This window comes from Streptomyces cavernae (assembly GCF_004023625.1).
GTDB lineage: Bacteria > Actinomycetota > Actinomycetes > Streptomycetales > Streptomycetaceae > Streptomyces > Streptomyces cavernae.
Window position 1 is genome coordinate 156,199 of sequence record NZ_RPDJ01000026.1, and the last position, 22,353, is coordinate 178,551.

At 70.6% G+C, this 22,353-nt stretch carries 17 protein-coding genes and 1 pseudogene; 12 read left to right on the top strand and 6 right to left on the bottom strand.

Annotated features, from left to right (window positions below):
* Positions 1 to 103: 103 nt before the first annotated feature.
* Positions 104 to 1,354, bottom strand: coding sequence for an urea ABC transporter substrate-binding protein (gene urtA, locus EF387_RS31350; protein WP_128380013.1), 1,251 nt, complete (start codon positions 1,352 to 1,354; stop codon positions 104 to 106).
* Between the two features lie 557 nt (positions 1,355 to 1,911).
* Between urtA and EF387_RS31355 the strand changes: the two genes are divergently transcribed.
* The gene (locus tag EF387_RS31355) at positions 1,912 to 2,379 is read left to right on the top strand and encodes a MarR family winged helix-turn-helix transcriptional regulator (protein WP_128380014.1); all 468 of its coding nucleotides are present in this window, start codon (positions 1,912 to 1,914) and stop codon (positions 2,377 to 2,379) included.
* Here the strand turns inward: EF387_RS31355 and EF387_RS31360 are convergent.
* Entirely contained in the window at positions 2,336 to 3,454 is a 1,119-nt protein-coding gene (locus EF387_RS31360) for a substrate-binding domain-containing protein (protein ID WP_128380015.1), read from the bottom strand. The genes EF387_RS31355 and EF387_RS31360 overlap by 44 nt on opposite strands.
* A gap of 359 nt (positions 3,455 to 3,813) precedes the next feature.
* Here EF387_RS31360 and biuH point away from each other — a divergent pair, with 359 nt between their 5' ends.
* From biuH to EF387_RS31410, 10 genes are all read left to right on the top strand, one after another.
* Positions 3,814 to 4,524, top strand: coding sequence for a biuret amidohydrolase (gene biuH, locus EF387_RS31365; protein ID WP_128380016.1), 711 nt, complete (start codon positions 3,814 to 3,816; stop codon positions 4,522 to 4,524).
* Between the two features lie 33 nt (positions 4,525 to 4,557).
* On the top strand, positions 4,558 to 5,262 hold the full coding sequence (locus EF387_RS31370; protein WP_128380017.1) for a cysteine hydrolase family protein: 705 nt from the start codon (positions 4,558 to 4,560) through the stop codon (positions 5,260 to 5,262).
* Between the two features lie 390 nt (positions 5,263 to 5,652).
* Complete coding sequence (locus tag EF387_RS31375; RefSeq protein WP_128380018.1) at positions 5,653 to 7,392, top strand: SulP family inorganic anion transporter; 1,740 nt, start codon at positions 5,653 to 5,655, stop codon at positions 7,390 to 7,392.
* A gap of 21 nt (positions 7,393 to 7,413) precedes the next feature.
* A complete protein-coding gene (locus EF387_RS31380; RefSeq protein WP_238431809.1) occupies positions 7,414 to 7,890 on the top strand; it encodes an AtzH-like domain-containing protein in 477 nt (158 codons plus the stop codon).
* Between the two features lie 291 nt (positions 7,891 to 8,181).
* Entirely contained in the window at positions 8,182 to 9,777 is a 1,596-nt protein-coding gene (locus EF387_RS31385) for an amino acid permease (protein ID WP_128380019.1), read from the top strand.
* A gap of 74 nt (positions 9,778 to 9,851) precedes the next feature.
* The gene (locus EF387_RS31390; protein WP_128380020.1) at positions 9,852 to 10,802 is read left to right on the top strand and encodes an urea amidolyase associated protein UAAP1; all 951 of its coding nucleotides are present in this window, start codon (positions 9,852 to 9,854) and stop codon (positions 10,800 to 10,802) included.
* Between the two features lies 1 nt (position 10,803).
* Positions 10,804 to 11,634: an urea amidolyase associated protein UAAP2 gene (locus tag EF387_RS31395; protein WP_338058141.1), complete on the top strand. Its 831-nt coding sequence runs from the start codon at positions 10,804 to 10,806 to the stop codon at positions 11,632 to 11,634.
* Complete coding sequence (gene uca / locus EF387_RS31400; RefSeq protein WP_128380021.1) at positions 11,631 to 15,227, top strand: urea carboxylase; 3,597 nt, start codon at positions 11,631 to 11,633, stop codon at positions 15,225 to 15,227. The genes EF387_RS31395 and uca overlap by 4 nt, the downstream gene beginning before the upstream one ends.
* A 5-nt stretch (positions 15,228 to 15,232) precedes the next feature.
* Positions 15,233 to 16,981 carry an allophanate hydrolase gene (locus tag EF387_RS31405; protein WP_128380079.1) on the top strand — a complete coding sequence of 583 codons (1,749 nt, stop codon included), beginning with the start codon at positions 15,233 to 15,235 and terminating at the stop codon, positions 16,979 to 16,981.
* A gap of 73 nt (positions 16,982 to 17,054) precedes the next feature.
* The gene (locus tag EF387_RS31410; protein WP_128380022.1) at positions 17,055 to 17,738 is read left to right on the top strand and encodes a TetR/AcrR family transcriptional regulator; all 684 of its coding nucleotides are present in this window, start codon (positions 17,055 to 17,057) and stop codon (positions 17,736 to 17,738) included.
* A gap of 213 nt (positions 17,739 to 17,951) precedes the next feature.
* Here the strand turns inward: EF387_RS31410 and EF387_RS31415 are convergent, their stop codons facing one another.
* Together EF387_RS31415 and EF387_RS31420 are read right to left on the bottom strand one after the other, a co-directional pair.
* On the bottom strand, positions 17,952 to 18,500 hold the full coding sequence (locus EF387_RS31415) for a DUF1360 domain-containing protein (RefSeq protein WP_128380023.1): 549 nt from the start codon (positions 18,498 to 18,500) through the stop codon (positions 17,952 to 17,954).
* The gene (locus EF387_RS31420; RefSeq protein ID WP_202918422.1) at positions 18,493 to 19,470 is read right to left on the bottom strand and encodes a Rieske (2Fe-2S) protein; all 978 of its coding nucleotides are present in this window, start codon (positions 19,468 to 19,470) and stop codon (positions 18,493 to 18,495) included. The genes EF387_RS31415 and EF387_RS31420 overlap by 8 nt, the downstream gene beginning before the upstream one ends.
* Positions 19,471 to 19,889: 419 nt before the next feature.
* Here EF387_RS31420 and ctaC point away from each other — a divergent pair, with 419 nt between their 5' ends.
* The gene (ctaC, locus tag EF387_RS31425; RefSeq protein ID WP_128380024.1) at positions 19,890 to 20,864 is read left to right on the top strand and encodes an aa3-type cytochrome oxidase subunit II; all 975 of its coding nucleotides are present in this window, start codon (positions 19,890 to 19,892) and stop codon (positions 20,862 to 20,864) included.
* 71 nt (positions 20,865 to 20,935) lie between these two features.
* Here ctaC and EF387_RS48680 read toward each other — a convergent pair.
* Positions 20,936 to 21,193, bottom strand: a pseudogene (locus EF387_RS48680) (MerR family transcriptional regulator); the annotation flags it as partial.
* 135 nt (positions 21,194 to 21,328) lie between these two features.
* Positions 21,329 to 22,129 (bottom strand): TetR family transcriptional regulator C-terminal domain-containing protein, encoded by an 801-nt coding sequence (locus EF387_RS31435; RefSeq protein ID WP_128380025.1) that lies wholly within the window; start codon positions 22,127 to 22,129, stop codon positions 21,329 to 21,331.
* Between the last annotated feature and the right edge of the window lie 224 nt (positions 22,130 to 22,353).

The window sequence follows — 22,353 nt, forward strand, 5'->3', positions numbered from 1 at the left end:
GATCGGGGACGAAGGTGCGGGCACGGGACGGGACCCGGCCCTGTGTCAGGGGCCGGGTCCGTCCGGGGCTGGCTGATGGGACTCCGGAGAGGCCATCGCCCGATCAGAGGCCGCTCGCCCAGGAGTAGCCCTTCAGGTACGGGTCCGGCTTGACCGGCTTGCCCGAGTTCCACACCTCGGTGATCAGTCCGTCGGAGCCGACCTTGCCGATCCGGGCCGTCTTGTACACGTGCTGGGTCGCGCCGTCGACGGTCACCTTGCCCTCGGGGGCGTCGAGGACGATGCCGTCCGCGGCCGCCCTCACCTTGGCCACGTCGAAGGAGCCGGCCTTCTCGACCATCGCCTTCCACAGGTACACCGAGATGTACGCGGCCTCCATCGGGTCACTGGTCGGCTTGCCCGCCCCGTACGCGGCCTGGTACGCCTTGACGAACGTCTCGTTGGCCGCGCCCGGCGTGGTCTGGTAGTAGTTCCAGGCCGTGAGCTGGTCCTGAAGATACTGGGTGCCGATGCTCTTGACCTCCTCCTCCGCGATGGAGACCGACAGCACCGGCATCTTCTTGGCGGTGAGACCGGCGGACTTGTACTCCTTGAAGAAGGCCACGTTGCTGTCGCCGTTGAGGGTGTTGAACACGGCGTCCGCGCCGGAGTCCTTGACCTTGTTGGTGATGGTGCTGAACTCCGTGGAGCCCAGCGGCGCGTAGTCCTCGCCCAGCACCTCCATACCGTTGGCCTTCGCGTACGCCTTGATGATCTTATTGGCGGTGCGCGGGAAGACGTAGTCGCTGCCGACCAGGTAGAGCTTGGTCAGGCCCTGCTTCTTGAGGTAGTCCAGGGCGGGCACGATCTGCTGGTTGGTGGTGGCGCCGATGTAGAAGATGTACGGAGACTGCTCCAGGCCTTCGTACTGCACCGGGTAGAACAGCAGCGACTTGTACCGTTCGAAGACCGGCTTGACCGCCTTGCGGCTCGCCGAGGTCCAGCACCCGAAGGTCGCCACGACCTCGTCGTTCTTGATCAGGGCCTCCGCCTTCTCCGCGAAGGTCGGCCAGTCGGAGGCGCCGTCCTGGCTGATCGGCTTCAGCTTCTTGCCCAGCACACCGCCCGCGGCGTTGATCTCCTTGACGGCCAGCAACAACGCGTTGTGCACGGTGACTTCGCTGATGGCCATCGTGCCGGACAGCGAGTTCAGCAGACCGACCTTGACCGTGCTGCCGGACGTGTCGGCCGTGGCACCGGAACCTGACGATGTGTCACTGCCGGTCTTGGCGCCGCAGGCGCTGAGGGCGGCGGACGCACCGATGGCCGATACACCGGCCAACAGGCCACGTCTGCTGATGCTGAGCCCGGACATGCACAACCTCCTTGCCCCGAAGGGCGACGCGAAATAAAGCGGAAGGACTTTGCGAACTTCGGTTCTGAGGACTGCGACTCTGAGGACTGCGACTCTGAGGACTGCCGCTCTGAGGACTGCTGCTCTGAGGACTGCTGCTCTGAGGACGAGGGTCCGACGACTGCGGTGAGAACCTGAGGACTTCGCGACGAAATACGTGGACGGCGCTTCAGAGGCTGCGCCATCGGCGCACGGGTCCCCCAGCCGTTCCGGATACCTCCGGGCTGGTTGCTGAAGTGCGACCACAGCCTGGAAGGAGACTGTTTCAACGGCGTTTCGACGCAATTGAAGGATAGTTTCCAGATGAAATGATCCGACGTGCGGAAACGACCGAGGTCGTTACCGAGGCAGGCTTGACGGCATCTCGGGCGATGGCGATTGTTGCTTCCTGCGGGAAGTATCTGTTTGCCGCATTCCCTTGCCGCGCCTGAGTTCCGCTGTCACGCCCCAACGCGAACGGCGGTAGGCTCCGAACATCCCCCGCCCCGGGGAGCCGAGGGATCGAGAAGAGGAGTGCGATGGCGAGGCGGCCCCAGGAACTGCTCCACCTGCTGACGCGGACCGAGCGCCTCGCCGTGCGCCGAGTGCAGTCCGTACTGGATGAGTTCGCCTGCTCGGTGGAGGCATGGCGAGTCCTGGACCTGCTCTCGGACGGGCAGGGGCACAACATGTCGGCTCTGGCCGACCGCGCCTGCCTGCCCGCCCCGAGCCTCACCAAGCTGGTGGACCAGCTCGTCGACCAGAACCTGGTCTACCGTCGCGTCGACCCCGCCGACCGGCGCCGCATACTGGTTCACCTCACCCCACGGGGCGGACAGCGCCGGCAGCAGCTGGCCCGTGAAGTACGAGCCGACTGGGCGGAATTGGACCTCACCCTCACCGAGGACGGAGAGCAGCTGGAGGCCCTGCTGGAGCGGCTGGCTGCGGCCCTGGCAGGCGATGTCACAACAGGTTTTGGGGAGCGCGCAGTTGGGCGAGCACGTTGAAGTCGAGCCCGTCCGCCTCGGCCAGGTAGATGCGCTGGCGCACATGCCGGTCCCTGAGATGGAGGAGGCCGCGCGGACCTTCGTAGGAGACGGTGTCGGCGGCAGCTGAGATCGCGGAGACGTCCAGGGTGCGGGCGCGTTCGACGAGCGCCGCGAGCAGGAGGACGCCTTCGTAGCAGGACTCGCCCAGGCTGCCCGGTGCGGGTGCGTCGATACCGAACCGGGCGGCGTACTGGCCGTGGAAGTCCAGGGTGTCCTGGGTGGCCAGGGACGCGAAGAACCCGGCCGTGCTGAACAGGCCACCGGTCGCCTCGGGGCCGCTGGCCATCAGCATGTTCTCGTCCATCAGCGTGCTCAGTCTGAGACACCGCTGGTCGAGCCCGGAGGCGGCGAAGGCCCGGTTGAAGCGCACGGCGTCACTTCCGACCAGCAGCATCAGAACGCCGTCCGCGTCCGTGCGCTCGATCCGCCGCAGCACACCCTCGAAGTCCTCGGTACCGAGCGGGAGATACGTCTCTCCGCAGACCCGTCCGCCTCCGCACGCGCGGGCATAGCGCCGTGCGGCCACAGCCGTGCGGCGGGGCCAGACGTAGTTGTTGCCGACGACGAACCAGCGCCGCACGCGTCGGGTCTCGGCGAGCAGCCGCATGGCGGGCAGCAGTTGCCCGTCCGGCGTCTCGCTCGTCATGAAGACGCCCTCAGTACGCTCGCCGCCCTCGTACAGCGCCGTGTAGACGTACGGCACCCGGTGCGCGATCCTCGGTGCCACCGCCTGCCGAACCGACGAGATGTGCCACCCGGTGACTCCGTGCACCATGCCCGTGGACACCAGGGCCTCGACGTTCTCGGCGACCTGCCGAGGGTCGGCGCCGCCGTCGACCTCCAGCAGCCGCAGTTCCTTGCCGAGTACGCCGCCGGCCCGGTTGACCTCCTCGGCGGCCAGTTGCGCACATGCCTCGCAGGTGGGACCGAATATCCCAGCAGGCCCCTGCATCGGGTACACGAGCGCGACGTTCAGGGTTGAATCGTCCGCCGTGAACCACTCGGGGGTGTGGAAGCGAAGCGGCCGGTGCATGGCCCCATGATTGCCGCACGGCCCCCGGCACCCAAGCGGCAGCCGGAATCGAAACCCATTCGTAGGCATGGCGCAGGATCGCGACCCTCGGTCGGCGGCTCGTGTCCGCCACGGCCGACCGTGGCCGACGACCGGCACACGACCTCGGTGTCGGCCGAGAGGGAACGAGCCCTCTCAGGTCCGCCGGACCCCCCGAGCCACGCGGAGTTGATCCACCGCGCGCCTGTGCGCTCTGCGTCATGGCCCCGTAACGTCGTTGAGCTATCAGCGGCAATATGCGACTCAATAATGCGATGTACGGATTTTACGAAGTTCATGCCTCACCTTCGCATTCCCCGCATTACTTCCCAGGGGGAGCAATGGCTGTCGAACACTCTGTCATCGGCCCGGTCAACGCCAATCCGTACGCATGGCCGTACGACACCTCCGTCCCCGCCGACCGCGTCGCCCTCCTCTGTATCGACTGGCAGACGGACTTCTGCGGTCCCGGCGGCTACGTGGACGCCATGGGATACGACATCTCATTGAGCCGCGCGGGGCTGCCCGCCACACAGAAGCTGCTCGCGCACGCCCGCAGCACGGGCATGCTCGTCGTGCACACCCGCGAGGGGCACGACCCGGACCTGACGGACCTGCCGGCCAACAAACGCTGGCGATCGGCGCGGATCGGGGCGGAGATCGGTTCAGCGGGCCCCTGCGGACGCATCCTGATCAAGGGCGAGCCCGGCTGGGAGATCGTCCCCGAAGTGGCCCCGGCCCCCGGCGAAGTGGTTGTGGACAAGCCCGGCAAGGGCGCGTTCTACGCGACCAACCTGGACCTCGTCCTGCGCACCCGCGGTATCACCCATCTCGTCCTCACCGGGATCACCACGGACGTCTGCGTGCACACCACCATGCGCGAGGCCAACGACCGCGGATACGAGTGCCTGATCCTTTCGGACTGCACCGGCGCGACCGACGCGTCCAACCATGAAGCCGCCCTCCACATGGTCACCATGCAGGGCGGCGTCTTCGGATGTGTCTCCACGTCCGAGGACCTCATCGCCGCCACCACGCCGGCCCTCGCCTGACGCACCGCTCCTCGACGAAGGCAGGTACCGCCCATGGACGTCCGCCAACCGCTCGCGGTCGAGGCCGCCCCCTACCCGTTCTCCTTCGACCCCGCCGAAACGGCGCTCGTCGTCATCGACATGCAGCGGGACTTCCTGGAACCGGGCGGTTTCGGGGAAAGCCTCGGCAACGACGTCGGACAGCTCCGCAAGGTCATCGGCCCCCTGCGCGCCGTCCTGGCCGCCTGCCGCGCGGCGGGCATGACGGTCATTCATACCCGCGAGGGTCATCTCCCCGACCTGTCCGACTGCCCACCGGCCAAACTGCTACGGGGCAGCCCCAGCGCACGCATCGGTGATCCGGGGCCCAAGGGGCGCATCCTGGTCCGCGGGGAAGAGGGCCACGACATCATCGACGAACTCCGTCCGGAGCCGGGCGAACCGGTGATCGACAAGCCGGGCAAGGGCGCCTTCTACGCCACCGAGTTCGGCGACCTCCTCATCTCCCAGGGCGTCCACAAGCTCGTGGTCACCGGTGTCACCACGGAGGTGTGCGTACACACCACGGTCCGCGAGGCCAACGACCGCGGGTACGAGTGCCTGGTGCTCTCCGACTGCGTCGGCTCCTACTTCCCCGAGTTCCAGCGGGCCGGTCTGGAGATGATCGCCGCCCAGGGAGGCATCTTCGGCTGGACCGCACCGTCCGAAGTCTTCCTCGCCGCGCTGGCCGAGGCACCGGCCACCTCGCGGCCAGTCTGAGTCCCCGTCCCCACAGGTCGCCTCGCGCCCGCTCCAAGTCCCCGTCCCCACAAGCCGCCTCGCGCCCGCTCCAAGTCCCCGTCCCCACAAGCCGCCTCGCGCCCGCTCCAAGTCCCCGTCCCCACAAGCCGCCTCGCGCCCGCTCCAAGTCCCCGTCCCCACAAGCCGCCTCGCGCCCGCAGTAGGTCCCGTGCCCACAAGCCGCATCCCGCCGACTGCCCCGAACCCCCGGTCCCCACAGGCCGCTGGTCCCATCCCGCCGACTGCCCCGAACCCCCGGTCCCCGCCCACCGGCCGCCCCCAGCGGCCGCTCCGTACCCGCTCGTTCGTTCTCCGTTTCTCTCCCTTCCGCGCCATCCACCACTCCGCCCGACGAAGGGTGACCCCGCCATGCCCCGGTTCCGCCGCACCGCAACAGCCGAGAAGGACCTCATGCCCCTCCCCTTGTGGGTGCGGGGTGACACCAACGCCTTCTTCGGGCTCGGCGTCAACGTCCTGGTCAATGTCCTCACCCTGACAGGACTGTGCATCGGCGTCGTCAAGATCCCCGGAGACGACGTCTTCCACACGATCCTGCCGGCCCTCGGTATCGCCCTGATCATCGGGAACGTCTACTACGCCTACCTCGGCCGCAGGCTGGCCCGCCGCGAGGGACGCCCCGACGTCACCGCGATGCCCTACGGCCCCAGCGTGCCGCACATGTTCATCGTCGTGTTCGTCATCATGCTGCCGGTCTACCTCAAGACCAAGGACCCCCTGCTCGCATGGAAGGCAGGTATCGCCTGGGCATTCATCATCGGCGTGATCGTGCTCATCGGTGCCTTCATCGGCCCGTACATCCGCCGCTACGCACCCCGCGCCGCGCTGCTCGGCACCCTCGCCGGCATCTCCGTCTCGTTCATCTCCATGCGGCCCGCCGGGCAGATGTGGGACCAGCTCTGGATCGCCCTCCCGGTGTTCCTGCTGCTTCTCGTCGGACTGATGACCGACATCAAACTCCCCGGCAACATCCCCATCGGACTGGCCGCCCTGCTGGTGGGCACCGCGATCGGCTGGGCCGGCGGAGCGATGTCCGGCTCGGCGGTCTCGGCCGCCGTCGACGACATCACCTTCGCACTGCCGGGACTCCACCTCGACACACTGTTCTCCGGTCTGTCCGACGTGGCTCCGCTGCTCGCCACCGCCATCCCGCTGGGGGTCTACAACTTCACCGAGGGCATGACCAACGTCGAGAGCGCCGCTGCCGCCGGTGACTCCTACAACCTGCGCTCCATCCTGCTGGCGGACGGCGCGGGGGCCGTCGTCGGAGCCGCTCTGGGCTCGCCCTTCCCGCCCGCCGTCTACGTCGGCCACCCCGGCTGGAAGGCGGCCGGCGGGCGCACCGGCTACTCGTTCGCCACGGGCGCGGTCATCGCCCTGATGTGCTTCGTGGGCATGTTCGGTCTGCTCGGTGCGATCTTCCCGGTCGCCGCGATCGTGCCCATCCTGCTCTACATCGGTCTGCTCATCGGGGCCCAGGCGTTCCAGTTCTCACCGAAGGCGCACGCCGCGGCCGTGGTCGCCGCCCTGATACCGAACCTGGCTTCCTGGGCGGTCAGTCAGGTGGACAACGCCCTCGCCGCGGCGGGCACCAGCGCGGCGAAAGTCGGGGACGCCGGCCTGGAGTCATCCGGTGTCGTCTACCACGGGTTGATGGTCCTGGGGCAGGGCGCAATCCTCGCGGGTCTGATTCTGGGCGCATTCGTCGCCTTCGTCATCGACAAACGGTTCGTGTCCGCCGGAGTCGTGGCCCTGGCCGGCGCGGCGCTCTCCTTCGTCGGACTGATCCATGCCCCGCAGGTCGGCTGGAACGAGAACGGCGGAGTCTCCCTCGGCTACCTCCTGGCCGCCGTGTTGTGCGGCGCCTTCGCCCTGACGCATCCGGAACCCCGTGTCCCGGACGCCGAGGAGCTCGCACTCGACCGACTGCACGGCGGTCCCGCCGCGGCAGAGGTTGCGGAGCCGGCTCCGAAGGCCGAACCGGAGCCGGTCCCGGACTCCGTGTCCGTCACCGCCGCACCCGCGGAGGACGACACCGCCGAACCGGGCGAGGCGGACGAAGCGGCGCCCGAGCCGACGGCCGCCGGCTGACGAAGGAGGGACGACGAGCGGATGGAGCCGACGCAGCCGATGGAGCCGACGCAGCGGATGGAGCCGACACCGCGGACGGAATCGACACCGCGGACGGAGCTGGACCTGCCCCGGACGATCGCCGAGGTGACGGCGGCCTTCAGCGGCTACGAGGAGGCCCTGGTCTCCGACGACCGCGAAGCCATCACGCGGTACTTCTGGGACTCCCCCGACACGGTCCGCTTCGGCATCGCCGACCGGCAGACGGGTGCCGGGGAGATCCGCCGCTGGCGGTGGCAGCAACCCCCGCTGCCACCGGGCCGCAAGCTCTTCGACACCAGGATCAGCACGTTCGGAACCGACTTCGCGACGGTCACGACCCTGTTCGTCTACCCGGGGAGCACGCTCGTCGGCCGCCAGACCCAGGCCTGGGTGCGCTTCCCCGTCGGCTGGAAGATCGTCAGCGCCCATGTCTCGGAGATCCCCGGCACCCCCGACGCCTCCACGGGGAGCCACTGAGAGGGCCGGAAGCACGCGGACAGGTCCGCCGGCCGGCTCTCCGGCCGGCGGACCTGTCCGTGCCGAACGCTCCCGGCAACACCCATGCGGAGCCCCGCCGGCGGGCCTCCGGGCCGGTGCCACGGGAGGCGGCGGAAACCGGACAGCGGGTGTGAAACGGGAGGTCGCACCGAAAGGGGCCCCGGGACACACGAAGTTAACTTCTCCGACTCAGGCGCGAGATCCGTCCGCCCCACCATCAGCAATACCTGTCAATCGACAGGTAATCCTTGCTCGATCGGAGGTGCCGTGATGAGCCGGCCTGAACTCGTCCCTGGGCAAAGCCCCGACGGTGGCGTCATGACCAGTCCCGCTCCCGTCGGCTACCAGCAGGAACTTCGCCGGGGGGTGGGCAGCTTGGCGTCATTCGCTGCGGGCTTCTCCTTCGTGTCGATACTCACCACTGTCTTCCAGCTCTTCGGCCTCGGCTTCGCCCTCGGTGGGGCGGCGTTCTTCTGGACCTGGCCGCTGGTCTTCGCGGGCCAGCTGCTGGTCGCGCTCTGCTTCGCCGAACTGGCGGCGCGCTGGCCCATCTCGGGGGCGATCTACCAGTGGTCGAGCCGGCTGGCCGGCACCACGGCGGGCTGGTTCGTCGGCTGGACCATGATCATTGGGCAGATCCTCACCGTCGCGGCCGCCGCGATCGCGGCGCAGGCGGTGCTGCCGGGCATCTGGTCCGGCTTCCAGATCGTCGGCGGAGCGGGCGCCGACCCGTCCGTCGGCTCCCCGACCGGCGCGCAGAACGCGGTCCTTCTGGGCTGCGTCCTGCTGGTCATCACCACCGTGGTGAACATCCTCGGCATCCGCCAGATGGCCGCCGCCACCAGCATCGGAGTCGCAATCGAGATCGTCGGTGTGATCGCGCTCGTGCTGGTGCTCTTCTTCCTGCCCGAGCGGGGCCCGCAGGTCGTGACCCACCACACCGGCTGGGAGGGCAACGGCGGCTACATCGGGGCCTTCCTCGCGTCCTCGCTGATGGCGGCCTACGTCATGGTCGGCTTCGACTCGGCGGGCGAACTGGCGGAGGAGACCCACAGCCCGCGCCGGACCACTCCCCGGACCATCCTGCGGGCGCTGATCATCTCGGGCATCGGCGGCGCCCTGCTGATCCTCTCGGGACTGATGGCCGCGAGCAGCCTGACCGACGGAAACCTGGCCACCGGCGGCCTTTCCTGGGTGCTCACCGACAGGCTCGGCGACGTCCTGGGCCGGCTGCTGCTGTGCTGCGTCGCCGTCGCGGTGTTCGCCTGCACCCTCGCCGTGCAGACCTCCGGCGCACGGATGATCTACTCCATGGCGCGCGAGGGCGCACTGCCGTTCCACCGACACCTCGCCAAGGTCTCGGACCGTACCGGTACGCCGATCATCACGTCGGTCGTGGTGGGCGTGGGCGCCGCGATCGCGCTCGTGGTCAACCTTCGCCAGGCGGCGATCTTCACCGCTCTCGCCAGCCTCTGCATCGCCATGCTGTATCTGGCCTATCTGGGCGTGACACTGCCGCAGTTGGTCGCACGTATACGACACCGGGGGCTCCCGGAGGGCGTCGACGAGTCGGGCCGACCGCTGTTCTCGCTGGGTCGGTGGGGGCTGTTGGTCAACACGCTCGCCGTGCTCTACGGCGCCGGTATGACGGTCAATCTGATCTGGCCCCGTCCGGAGATCTACGACCTCACTGAGGGCACATGGTGGCTGCGGTGGAGCGCCCTGCTCTTCATCGGGCTCACTCTCGCCGTCGGCGCCGCCTACTTCCTCGCCCGCCGGCTGCACCACCGCATCGAGCTGAGGCATGTGCCGCACACGCACGTCGAGCCGCCTGCCCAGGCCGAGGCCGTCGCCGAGCCCGCCTGAGAGCCGTCCGGCGGCCCGTGCGACGCGACCGGGCGCACTGATTGACGTACCGACGAAGGGATGACGGGACATCCATGTCCACAGCCGAAGAGCCGACGGCCATCACACCGCAACCCCAGGACCCCACCGGACAGCCGTCCGGTGGGGCCGGCGCCCAGGATCCCGGCGAGCAGTCCTCCGCCGGAGTCCGTGATCTGCACCTGACCGACACTGTCCGAAGTGCCCGGGACGACGCCCGCGCCCAGGGCGGACAGGCGAGCGAGTGGATGCCGTACCTTCCGGCGTCCGGCAGCCCGCACTGCCCGCCGGGCGTGGACCCGGCCGCCCTGGTGTGGGCGGAGACGGTGGCACCCGGCGGCTACACCCACAAGGTCCTCGCCCGCGGCACCCGGCTGCGCTTCGACGACCCGACCGGTGACGCCTGCGCCCACCTGCTGCTGTTCAACGCCCTGGAACCGGTCGAGCGGCTCAACGTCGCCGACACCCAGAAGATCCCGTGGCAGGCCTACCTTGGCGAGAACCACCCGCTGCTGTCCGGTGACGGCCGGGTTCTGGCCGTGGTGACCGGTGACTCCTCCGGCCGGCACGACGCCTTCTGCGGCGCCACCACCGACGCCTGGAACCAACACAAGTACGGTGACGCCCGCCCCGAGGGGCCGTCACCGTCCGGCCGGGGACTGTTCCTCAAGGCGGCCGCCAAGCACGGCCTGAGCCGGCGCGACCTGCCGCCCAGCCTGTCCTTCTTCCAGGGCGTACGCGTCGAGGGGGACGGCGCCCTCTCCTGGTGGGGCAGCGCGGGCCCGGGCACACATGTGGAACTCGTCGCGGAAATGCCCCTGTTGATGCTGGTCGCCAACACCGCCCACCCGTTGGACCCGCGCCCCGGCTACGTCGTCGGGCCGCTGCGGGTGCACGCCTGGCGCTCCACCGCCACCGGCCCGGACGATCCGCGGTTCACCGCCGCGCCCGAGCTGCACCGGGCGTACCTCAACACCGTCGACTACTGCGAAGCCCGGGGGCTGTGACATGGCGACCACTCAGACCGAGAGCACCCTGGCCACCTACCCGACCGCCTCGGACGGCACCGTCGCCTCCACCGTCCCGGTCGGCGCCGTGTACGCCGAGGGCTCCACCCTGGACTGGGGAACGAGCCTGGTCGAGGGCACCGTCGTCCGGGACGAGAAAGTGGCCCCCAACGCGCCCTGGTCGGCCGTGGTGAAGGAGGGACACGTCCTGACGATCGTCGATGTCGGCGGCAACCAGTCGGCCGACTGCCTGCTCTACAACGCCGACGAACCCGAGGAGCGCTACAGCGTCCCCGACACCCTCGCCTGGCAGGGCAACGCCTATGTGCGCACCGGCACCGTGCTGCGCAGCAGCGAGGGCCGCCCGCTGATGACCGTCGTCGCCAACGAGATCGACCGGCAGGACACCATCGGCGGCGCCTGCGGCAAGGAGTCCAACACCCTGCGCTACGGCCACCACGTGATGTTCCATCACGGCTGCCGGGAGAACTTCCTCGCCGAGGCCGGCCGGCGCGGTCTCGGGGTGCGGGACATCGTCTCCAACCTCAACTGGTTCATGAACGTGCCCGTCGAGGCGGACGGCGCGCTGGGCATCGTGGACGGCATGTCGGCGCCCGGGCGCCGGGTCGCCGTGCGTGCCGAGATGGACGTCCTGGTGATGGTGTCCAACTGCCCGCAGATGAACAACCCGTGCAACGACTTCAACCCGACCCCGCTGCGGATGATCGTCGTGGACCCGGACCCGGACCCGGCACGCGCCGGGGTCCCGGACCCCGAAGCGGACAGCCCACAGTCCACGCAGACCCCGCACACCCCGGGGGACGCCGCGTGACCCGCCCCACCGCCGTTCTCGTCGCCAACCGCGGTGAGATAGCCCGCCGCGTCATCCGCACCGCCCGGAAGATGGGCCTGGGCACCGTCGCCGTCTTCTCCGACGCCGACCGGGCCGCCCCGCACGTCCGCGAGGCCGATCACGCGGTCCACCTGGGTCCGGCGCCCGCCCGCGACTCGTATCTGCGCGGCGACGCGATCATCGAGGCCGCGCTCACCCATGGCGCCGGAATCATCCACCCGGGCTACGGCTTCCTCTCCGAGAACACCGCCTTCGCCCGTGCCGTCGAGGAGGCCGGCCTGCGTTTCGCGGGCCCGACCGCCGACCAGATCACCGCCTTCGGCGAGAAGCACACCGCCCGCGCCCTGGCCAAGGCGGCCGGAGTCCCGCTGCTGGCGGGGACGGAGTTGCTCGCGAGCGCCGAGGAGGCCGTCACCGCGGTCGAGTCGGTCGGGCTGCCCGTGATGGTCAAGGCCACGGGCGGTGGCGGCGGCATCGGCATGCAGGCCTGCGCCACCACCGACGAGGTGCGTGAGGCCTTCGCCCGCGTGGCGGCGCTCGCCGAGTCCAACTTCGGTTCGGGCGGGGTGTTCCTGGAGCGCCTGGTGCGCCCGGCCCGCCATGTGGAGGTGCAGGTCTTCGGCGACGGCGCCGGCCGGATCGCCGTCTTCGGCGACCGCGACTGCTCGCTGCAGCGCCGCAATCAGAAGGTGATCGAGGAGGCCCCGGCCCCGGCCCTGCCCGCCCGGGTCCGCGAACTGCTGCGGGACTCGTCGCGCCGGCTGCTCGCCTCGGTCGGCTACCGCGGCGCGGGGACCGTGGAGTTCGTCTACGACCCGGTGCGCGAGGAGGCCGCCTTCCTGGAGGTCAACACCCGGCTCCAGGTCGAGCACCCGGTGACCGAGGAGGCGTACGGTGTCGACCTCGTCGAACTCATGCTCACCCTGGCCCGCGACGGCAGGGTCGACGACGCGGTGTTCGAGCGGAAGTGGACGCCCACCGGACATGCCGTCGAGGCCCGCGTCTACGCCGAGGACCCCGGAAAGGACTCAGCTCCTTCCCCGGGCCTGATCACCCGGGCGGTCTTCCCCGGCCAGGGCGCCGACGAGATCCCCGGTGTCCGCGTCGACGGCTTCGCCGAGACCGGACTGGAGGTCTCGCCGTACTACGACCCCATGCTCGCCAAGGTGATCGCCAAGGGCCCCGACCGCGACACCGCGTTCGACGTGCTCGGCCGGGCGCTGGCCGAGAGCCGGGTCGACGGCGTCGTCACCAACCTGGGCCTGCTGCGGTCGCTGACCGTGCGGGGCGAGGTGCGCGGGGCCGTGCACAGCACCAGCACCCTCGCCACCACCACCGACCCCGAGCCACGCATCGACGTCCTGGTGCCGGGAGCGATGACCACCGTCCAGGACCTTCCCGGCCGGCTCGGCTACTGGCATGTGGGCGTGCCGCCGAGCGGGCCCTTCGACCCCGTCTCCTTCGCCGAGGCCAACCTGGCCGTCGGCAACCCGGCCGAAGTGCCCGCGCTGGAGGTCACCGCGGGCGGGCTGACCCTGCGCTTCTCGGCCGCCTGCGTGGTCGCCGTCACCGGCGCCCCCGTCCCGGTCACGGTGGACGGCACCGCCGCGGCCCTGTGGGAGCCGGTGCCGGTCCCGGCCGGTGGCACCCTGGTTCTCGGCGCCTGCCACGGTCCCGGCCTGCGCGCTTACGTGGCCGTCCGGGGCGGCGTCGACGTACCCGAATACCTGGGCAGCGCCTCGACGTTCACCCTCGGCGGCTTCGGCGGGCACGGCGGGCGGGCCCTGCTCGCCGGCGACGTCCTGCGGCCGGGGGTTGCCGGGGCCGCCGGTGGCGGCCCGACCCCGCCCGAGCGCCGGCCCGCGATCACCTCGCACTGGCAGGTCGGTGTCACCGAAGGCCCGCACGCGGCGCCCGAGTTCTTCACCCGCGAGGACATCGACACCCTCTACGCCACCGACTATCGCGTGCACCACAACTCGGCCCGCACCGGTGTCCGCCTGATCGGGCCCAAGCCCCGGTGGGCCCGCCAGGACGGCGGCGAGGCCGGGCTGCACCCCTCCAACATCCACGACACGCCGTACGCGGTGGGCGCTCTCGACTTCACCGGCGACACGCCGATCATCCTGGGCCCCGACGGGCCGTCACTCGGCGGGTTCGTCTGCCCCGCGGTGGTCGCCAGCGGCGAACTGTGGAAGCTCGGTCAGCTCCGCCCCGGCGACACCGTCCGCTTCGTACCGGTCAGGGAAGCCGAGGCGGCCGCCCTCGACGCCCGCCGTGCCTCGCCCACCCTGATCAGCGCGGGCGGCGACGGCGACGACGGCGTACTCGGCCGTCTGGAGGCCACCGATGCCCGCCCCTCCGTCACCTACCGCCGGGACGGCGACGACAACGTCCTCGTCGAGTACGGCCCCATGGCACTCGATCTCGGCCTGCGGATGCGCGTGCACGCCCTGCAGGAGACCCTCGCCGCGCACGCGCCCGACGGCATCGTCGACGTCACCCCGGGCATCCGCTCGCTGCAGGTCCACACCGACGCCCGCCGGCTGAAGGCCCGCGATCTCACCGTCCTGCTGCGGGAGTTGGAGGACGAGGTCCCGCCCACCAACGAACTGGTGGTCCCCTCCCGCACGGTGCGGCTGCCACTGAGCTGGGACGATCCGGCGACCCGGCTCGCCATCGAGCGGTACATGGCGGGGGTGCGCGACGACGCCCCGTGGTGTCCGTGGAACATCGAGTTCATCCGCCGCGTCAACGGCCTCGAGACCGCCGACGACGTCTACCGCACCGTCTTCGACGCCTCCTACCTGGTGCTCGGCCTCGGCGACGTCTATCTCGGTGCCCCCGTCGCCACCCCGCTCGACCCGCGGCACCGCCTGGTGACCACCAAGTACAACCCGGCACGCACCTGGACCGCGGAGAATTCCGTGGGCATCGGCGGCGCCTACCTGTGCATCTACGGCATGGAGGGGCCCGGCGGCTACCAGTTCGTCGGCCGCACCGTGCAGATCTGGAACCGGTTCCGCAGGGGCGGGCTGTTCCAGGACGCGCCGTGGGCGCTGCGCTTCTTCGACCGCATCGAGTGGTACCCCGTCACGGCGGAGGAACTGCTCGAACTGCGCGCCGAGACCGACGCCGGCCGCGGTGTCTTCGAGACCGAGGAGGGGACCTTCTCGATCGCCGAGTACAACGCCTTCCTGTCCGCCGAGGCCGACTCGATCGCCGCCTTCCGGAAGCGGCAGAGCGCCGCGTTCGAGGCCGAGAAGGACCGCTGGCGGGCCGCCGGCGAGTTCGACCGGGACGACGGTCCCGAACCCTCGACCGTGAGTGCCGTCGCGGTCGCCGTCCCGGACGGCGCGGTCCCGGTCACCGCGCCGTTCACCGCCACCGTCTGGCAGACCGTCGCCGAGCCGGGCGCCGTCGTCGCCGAGGGTGACCCGATCCTCTCCCTGGAGGCGATGAAGATGGAGTCGAAGGTGAGCGCCCCCGCCGCCGGGACACTGCTGGAGATCTACGTCAGACCCGGTGAACAGGTCGCTCCCGGCCAGGTCCTCGCGGCGGTGCGGGCATGAGCGCCATGACACCGGCCGCACGCGTCGAGGCCGCCTACGACCGCATCGAGAGCGCCGGCCGGCCCGAGATCTGGATCCACTTGAGGCCCCGTGAGGAGGTGCTCGCCGAGGCGGCCGGGATCGACCCGGCGCTGCCGCTGGCCGGCCTGGTCGCGGCCGTCAAGGACAACATCGATGTGGCCGGCCTGCCCACGACCGCGGGCGCCCCGTCGTACGGCTATCCGCCGGCGGCCGACGCGCCCGCGGTGGCGCGGCTGCGCGCGGCCGGCGCGGTGGTGCTCGGGAAGACCAACCTCGACCAGTTCGCCACCGGCCTGGTCGGCACCCGCAGCCCCTTCGGCGCGGTACGCAACGCCTGGGACACGGCCCGTATCTCCGGCGGGTCGTCCTCCGGCTCGGCCGTCGCGGTCGCGCTGGGCATCGCCGACATCGCGCTCGGCACCGACACGGCCGGCTCCGGACGGGTGCCCGCCGCGCTCAACGGCATCGTCGGGGTCAAGCCCACCAAGGGCCTGGTGCCCGTGACCGGGGTGGTCCCCGCCTGCTACACCCTCGACTGCGTGACCGTCTTCGCCCGCGACCTGCGGCTCGCCCGTATAGCCGCGGAGATCGCCGAGGGCCCCGACCCGGCCGACCCGCTGTCCCGTACCGGCACCCAGCTCCCGCCGCCACCCGCGCGCCCCAGGGTCGCCGTCCCGGGTCCGGGGCACCTCAAGGGCATGGCCGACGGCTGGCGCGAGGCCTTCGACGCCGCGGTCGCCCGGCTGGCGAGCACCGGGGCGGAGATCGTCGAGGCCGACATCACCCCGCTGCTGGAGGCCGCGCAACTGCTGTACGGCGGCGCGTTCGTCGCCGAGCGGTATGCCGCCGTGGGTGAGCACCTGGAGAAGAACCGCGACCTGATCGGTACGGACCTCGACCCCACCGTCGCCTCGATCGTGCTGGCCGGCCGGGAGAAGACCGCCGCCGACTGGGCCGCCGACACCGCCCGGCTCGCCGCCCTCGGCGCCGCCGGGCGCGCGGCCCTGGACGGCTGCGCGGCGCTCCTGACCCCGACCACCACCTGGCACCCCACCCTCGACGAGGTGGCGGCCGACCCGGTCGGCGCCAATGCCCGGATGGGGCGCTTCACCAACTTCGCCAACCTGCTGGACTGTGCCTCGCTCGCCGTTCCGGCCGGGTTCGTGGACGGCCTGCCGTTCGGCGTGATGTTCACCGGCCCGGCGTTCTCCGACCGCGCCCTGGCCGCCCTGGCAGAGCGGTTGGCCAACCCGGGACTCGACCTGTTCGTGGTCGGCGCCCACCTCACGGGGCAGCCACTCAACGCGCAGTTGGTGCAGGCGGGCGGCACGCTGGCGGGCCCGGCACGCACCGCCGGCGGCTACCGGCTGTACGCCCTGGCCACCGAGCCGCCCAAGCCGGGACTGGTCCGGGTGCCCGAGGGCGGGCCGGACGACGGCACCGGAGCAGGCGACGGGACGGGCCAAGGGTCCGGAGCAGGCGACGGGGCGGGCCTCGTGGCCGGAGCAGGCGACGGGGCCCATGAGACAGGCATCGAGGGCGAGATCTGGAGGCTGCCGGCCGCGGGGTTCGGGGCGTTCACGGCCGCCGTTCCCGCGCCCATGACCATCGGCACCGTCGAACTGGCCGACGGGCGGCAGGTCAGCGGCTTCCTGGTGGAGCCGTACGCCGTCGAGGGCGCGCCCGACATCACCCGCTTCGGTGGCTGGCGGGCCTATGTGGGGTCCGTATGACGGGAGGTGACGGGGTCGCACCCCGGTGCCGGGCACGGCAGGGTGTCCGCCACCGGGGTGGCAGGATGGGTCCATGACGATGACCCGTCCCCGCCAGGGCAGGCCCCGGCACACGCCGCCGTCCGACCCTGGCGCGTCCGCCCGGGAACAGATTCTCGACGCCGCCGGGGCGCTCTTCGTCGAACGTGGGATCGCCAGTACCAGCACCCGGATGATCGCCGAGCGGGTGGGCATCAGGCAGGCCTCGCTCTACTACCACTTCGCCACCAAGGAGGAGATCCTCGCCGAGCTGCTGGCCACTTCCGTGCGGCCCAGTCTGCAGATGGTGGAGCGGATCCAGGCGCTGGTGCCCGAGCAGGCGAATCCGGCCGCGGCCCTCTACGCGGTGGCCGCGATGGACGTACGCACCCTCTGCCGCACCCCGTACAACGTCGGCACGCTCTACCTGCTGCCGGAGGTGCAGGCCGAGCGGTTCGACGCCTTCCGTGCCGAGCGGGGCCGACTGCAGGAGAGCTACGGCACTCTCGGCGCCCTGGCGGCGGCCGAGGGCGTCGTCCGCAGCCTGCCCACCGAGCGGATGGGCGAACTGTTGATCCAGTTGGTGGAGGTCGTCATCCAGATACGGCGTTCCCGTGAGCCGGAAGCGGCCGATACGGACGCCATCGCGTCGTCGTGCCTGCGTCTGTGCGGGCTCGGCGAGTCGGCGGTGGCCGCCGCCAGGGACGAGGCACGGGTCCTGCTGAGCCGCTTGGCGTGACCGGCGGCGGACCGGGCGGGTCGGTGACGGACCGGGGCGGATCGGCGGCGCACCGGGCCGATCAGCCGCGCACCGGGCCGATCAGCCGCGCACCGGGCGGATCGAGCACGTCCGAGCACGTTCGAGCCCTGCTGCCGGTGGGCCCGGCCCCCGGTCAGTCGACCCGGAAACCGCGGCGGGTGCGGTGCCACAACCAGACGGCCCGCTGAAGGGTCACTCGCGGGTGGCCTTGCCCATCAGCACCCCGTAGGCCAGTTGCAACGCGTCCGCCCCGGCGAGCGCGGTGAACGTGCCCATGACGGTCCGGGTCGCGCGCGGCCAGAGCAACTGGGCGGCGGTCAGGGTCGAGGCCACCCAGACGCTCAGGCAGAAGGGGCAGGACAGCAGCTCGCCGACGGTCTCCCTGCCGTCCTCGGACCGCGGCTCCTCGTGCAGCTCGGCCGGGCCTTGGGGACCGACGTACGTGGTGAAGGGGGCGCGCAGCGGGCTGGTCACCGACGCCTTGCTCAGCAGTCTGGCGAGCCGGAAGGTGGCCGCCGAGGTGAGCGCCACGTCCCAGGGCTCGGGCCGCTCGGGCAGCGGGCGGCCGCTGAGCCGCACCGCCGTGGCCCAGGCCGCCGTGTAAGCGCCGAATCCGGCCATGGTCGCGAGGTAGCCGCCCAGCGACTGTTCGCTTCCTGCGGAATAGCGCCGTGCGGTGCGGCGGAGAAGCCCGTGCAGACGAGCCCCGGAGCGACTGCGACTGTCGGTTTCGCTATCCATGGGCGGTGTCCACTCCTGCCTCGACCCGCTGCCGGCCCGTGTCGGTACGGTCGGTGTCGTGGTTGGCGTCGTCCTCGCCCCGGTCCTGCCGGCGCAGGCGCACCTCGACGTGGCCGTCGACGATCCGGGTGTCGAAGGCGGGCTGGGGCGCGGTGGCGGGACCGCGGACGTTCCAGCCGTCCGAGAGGCGGAAGCCGCTGCCGTGCCAGGGGCACCGGACGCATCCATCGACAACCGTGCCCTCCGCGAGCGGGCCCCCGAGATGGCTGCACCGCTCGGACAGTGCGTGCAGGGCCCCGCCGGGTTCCCGGACGACGAGGATGGGCACGTCGTCCACACTGCGGCGCACGGGCTCCCCGGCCGGGAACTCCTCCACCGCGCCGATCCGGTGCCAGCCCTTCGAAACGACGTGCGGGACCTCTTCCGCGTGGTTGGCTCCGGACGCCTGGCGGTAAGCCAGGTGACCGCCCAGCAAACCACCCACGGAGACCGCCGCCAGCCCCAGGAACCCGTATGCCCTGCCCAGGCCGGCGCGGCCCTTGATCCGGCAGGCGAACGAGGCCGCGTACAGACCGGTGGCCGTGGTGTTGGCCATGGCGTGCACCAGTCCGACACGCATCTGCTGCCGGTGCAGTTCGGCCCAGTCGGTGGCGCCCGTCAGCGCCGCGGGCGCGGCCGCCGCCAGTCCGACGCCGACGAGCACTCCCGCCTCACGGGAGCGTCCGGGCCGCAGGTCCAGCACCGCCGCGGACAGCCAGCTTCCGATCGGCACCTGAACCATCAGCGGGTGGGCGGGATGTCCCAGCCACCTGCCGTGCAGCACGTCCCGGCCGCGCCCCAGCGGCAGGGACCGTACGCCCCTGCGGACCGCGTCGATCACCGGATCGGCCACCGGTTCCCGCTCCAGGCGGTCCAGCAGCCGAAGCAGCGGATTGTGCCGGATCCTGCGGCGACGAGGCGTTGTGCTCATGGGCGCCGGGTCCCCACCCGCGCATACGGCAAACGGACGGAGCTCGTCACATCGTCGCGCCGGCCACGGTCGGGTCCGACTTCCCTGCTGACCGGAAGAAAGCGCGCGGCGGCGCGCGGCCGGAGAGCTCGTCGCGCGTGGCGGAGCCAGGCGTAGGCGCGTGCCGGAGCCACGTCGGCGCGTGCGAGCCAGCCGTCGGCGCGTGGCGGAGCCAGCCGTCGGCGCGTGCCGGAACCAGGCGTAGGCGCGTGGCGGAGCCAGGCGTCGGCGGCGCGTTGGACACCCTCCAGAGCACAACCCCACTAGGGTTTCGTCCGCATAAAGGACCAAACCTCCTGTCCGCGTCGGCCGTTGCCCAACCCACGAGACGGCCGTAGCCGATCTCCGATCCGCGGGCCGGACTCTCGGAAAGGCGCTACGTGAGCCCGAACAGCTCTCACCACCCGCTGCGGCGTCCGATGCGTCGCAGGCTGCTGCAGACGCTGGCTGCGGGCCTGGTGCTGGCGACCGCCTCTGCTTGTGAACATTCATCGCAGGACTTCCCCCGGCTGGGGATGCCCACCCCCGTCACGGAAGAGGCGCCGCGGATTCTCTCCCTGTGGCAGGGCTCGTGGGTCGCCGCGCTCGCCGTGGGCCTGGTCGTGTGGGGGCTCATCATCTGGGCGTCCCTTTTCCACCGGCGCAACAGGACCAAGGTCGAGATCCCTGCGCAGACCCGGTACAACATGCCCATCGAGGCGCTGTACACGACGGTTCCGCTGATCATCGTCTCGGTGCTCTTCTACTTCACCGCCCGTGATGAGGCGGAGCTCCTCGAACTCTCGGAAAAGCCGGCTCACACCATCAACGTCGTCGGCTTCCAGTGGAGTTGGGGCTTCAACTACATCGAGAACGTGGACGGCAGGACCGACACGGGGAACGCGAAAGCCGACCCTGATCTGAGAGTCATCCCGGACAGGACCAGCCGCGACTTCCCCGCGGGTGCCGAGGGCGTCTACGAGGTCGGCACCCCGGGCGAGCGCAACCCGCAGACCGGCAACCCGGGCCCGACTCTGTGGCTGCCCGAGGGAGAGAAAGTTCGCTTCGTCCTGTCTTCTCGTGACGTCATCCACTCCTTCTGGGTACTGCCGTTCCTGATGAAGCTGGATGTCTTCCCCGGCTACAACGTCAATGTGTTCGAGGTGACCCCGAACCATGAGGGGACCTTCCGGGGCAAGTGCGCCGAACTCTGCGGCGTCGACCACGCCCGGATGCTGTTCAACGTCAAGGTCGTTTCCCCGCAGCGCTACCAGCAGCACCTGAGGGAGCTGGCCGGCCAGGGACAGACCGGCTACATCCCGGCCGGCATCGAGATCACCGACCCGGCCAGAAACAGCGAGCCGAATCTGCTGTGAAGGCTGGTGTGGTGCTCTTGGACGCGCTGTTCGGTCACGGCGTCCGCAGCGTCCAGGGCCCGAATGTCCCACTCGATCAGCCGAGCTGCCTCACCGTGCCCTGCGTCGAGGACCGCCTCGACGGTCATGAGAGGCAGGGCAATCTCACGAAGCCGGCGAAGCGCGGTCGCTCACGCCAACTGGTCGGCGCTGTAGTAGCGGTAGCCCGAGACCGGGTCGACCTCGGCAGGACGCAGCAGCCCGGAGTCGGCGTAGAACCGCAGTGCGCTCGAGGTCAGACCACTGCGCTGGGCGAAGACACCGATCGGCATCAGCTCGGAATGTGGCACCCCGCCATCATTGAGCTTCAACCAACTCGAAGGTCAACACCGACCGGCAGGGCCGACAACCTCCTGGCCCACAACACGGGCCCACCACAAGCGAAGGTGATCCATGGCTTCTCGGCGGACGGCTTTTCGTAGTCGTCACGTCGGTGTGCTCGGGGTCGATTGGACGTGCCCAGTGGTGCCGCTCGGCTGTGTCGGCTCGGTGAACTGCTCGAACAGCGCGACGGCGGCCCGGGTCAGGAGGGACCAGCCGTCCCGTCGCTCCGGGTCGTCCAGATCGGCGTATCCGGCGATCCAACGCATATGGAAGCCGTCGAGCAGGGCCGCGAGAGTGGTGGCGAGGTGTTCGACCTCGTAGGGGGCGCGCATCCGCAGTCCGTAGGCGTCGAGCAGGGCCTGGTACGCCTCACAGGCGACCTTGGTGAACGAATCGCCGTAATGCCCCAGGGCCTCGCGCACACGCGGGTTGGCCGCGCTGGCGTAGAAGCCGAGCATCACGCGGTAGATCGGGTCGACGCGGTGGTTCTCGTGGTTGTGGGTGAGTACGTCGTTGAGCGCCTCCCGCCACGTGATGCCGTTGTCGATCGCTTCCTCGAAGCGGCGGATGCTGTCCGGCAGGCTCGGGACCAGCTCGGCCTGGCGGGTGGTGAGGTGGAAAAGGAGTTCCGCCTGGAAATCCGCCTGCGCCGGCCAGATCTGGTAGATCGATCCGGTCGTGATCGCCGGTGCCCGGTCGTCGCCCAGCCGCTCCCGCATGATGCGCGTGGCTTCCTCGGTGACCTGCTTCACGCGGATGTGGGCGAGGGCGGCGGAGACGGCTGCCTCACTGGTGTCGCCCGTGCCGGCGCATACGAGCTTGGTGGCCGCTTCGAGCATCAGCACCCGCGTCTCCTCGAGGGAACGCCGCGGGAGCCGGCGCCGCCCAGCTTCCGTTGTCATGCCCTGCCCCTCCCCATTGCATGATCGTTAATTCGGTGTCACCAAGGCGTTGACACGGCGCAAAGCCTACACCTAGATTCCAGCTCCGTAAGAAAGTTACGAAAGCTCGCAAGGCTGAATGAGCAGGCCTTTCGCGCCTCTCCGAGCCAGTCAGCCGCGCCGGTCACCCCGGGCCGCCCGGGACTTCTCGCTGCCGTCCACCTCTCCTTCCGCATGCCCCGCCG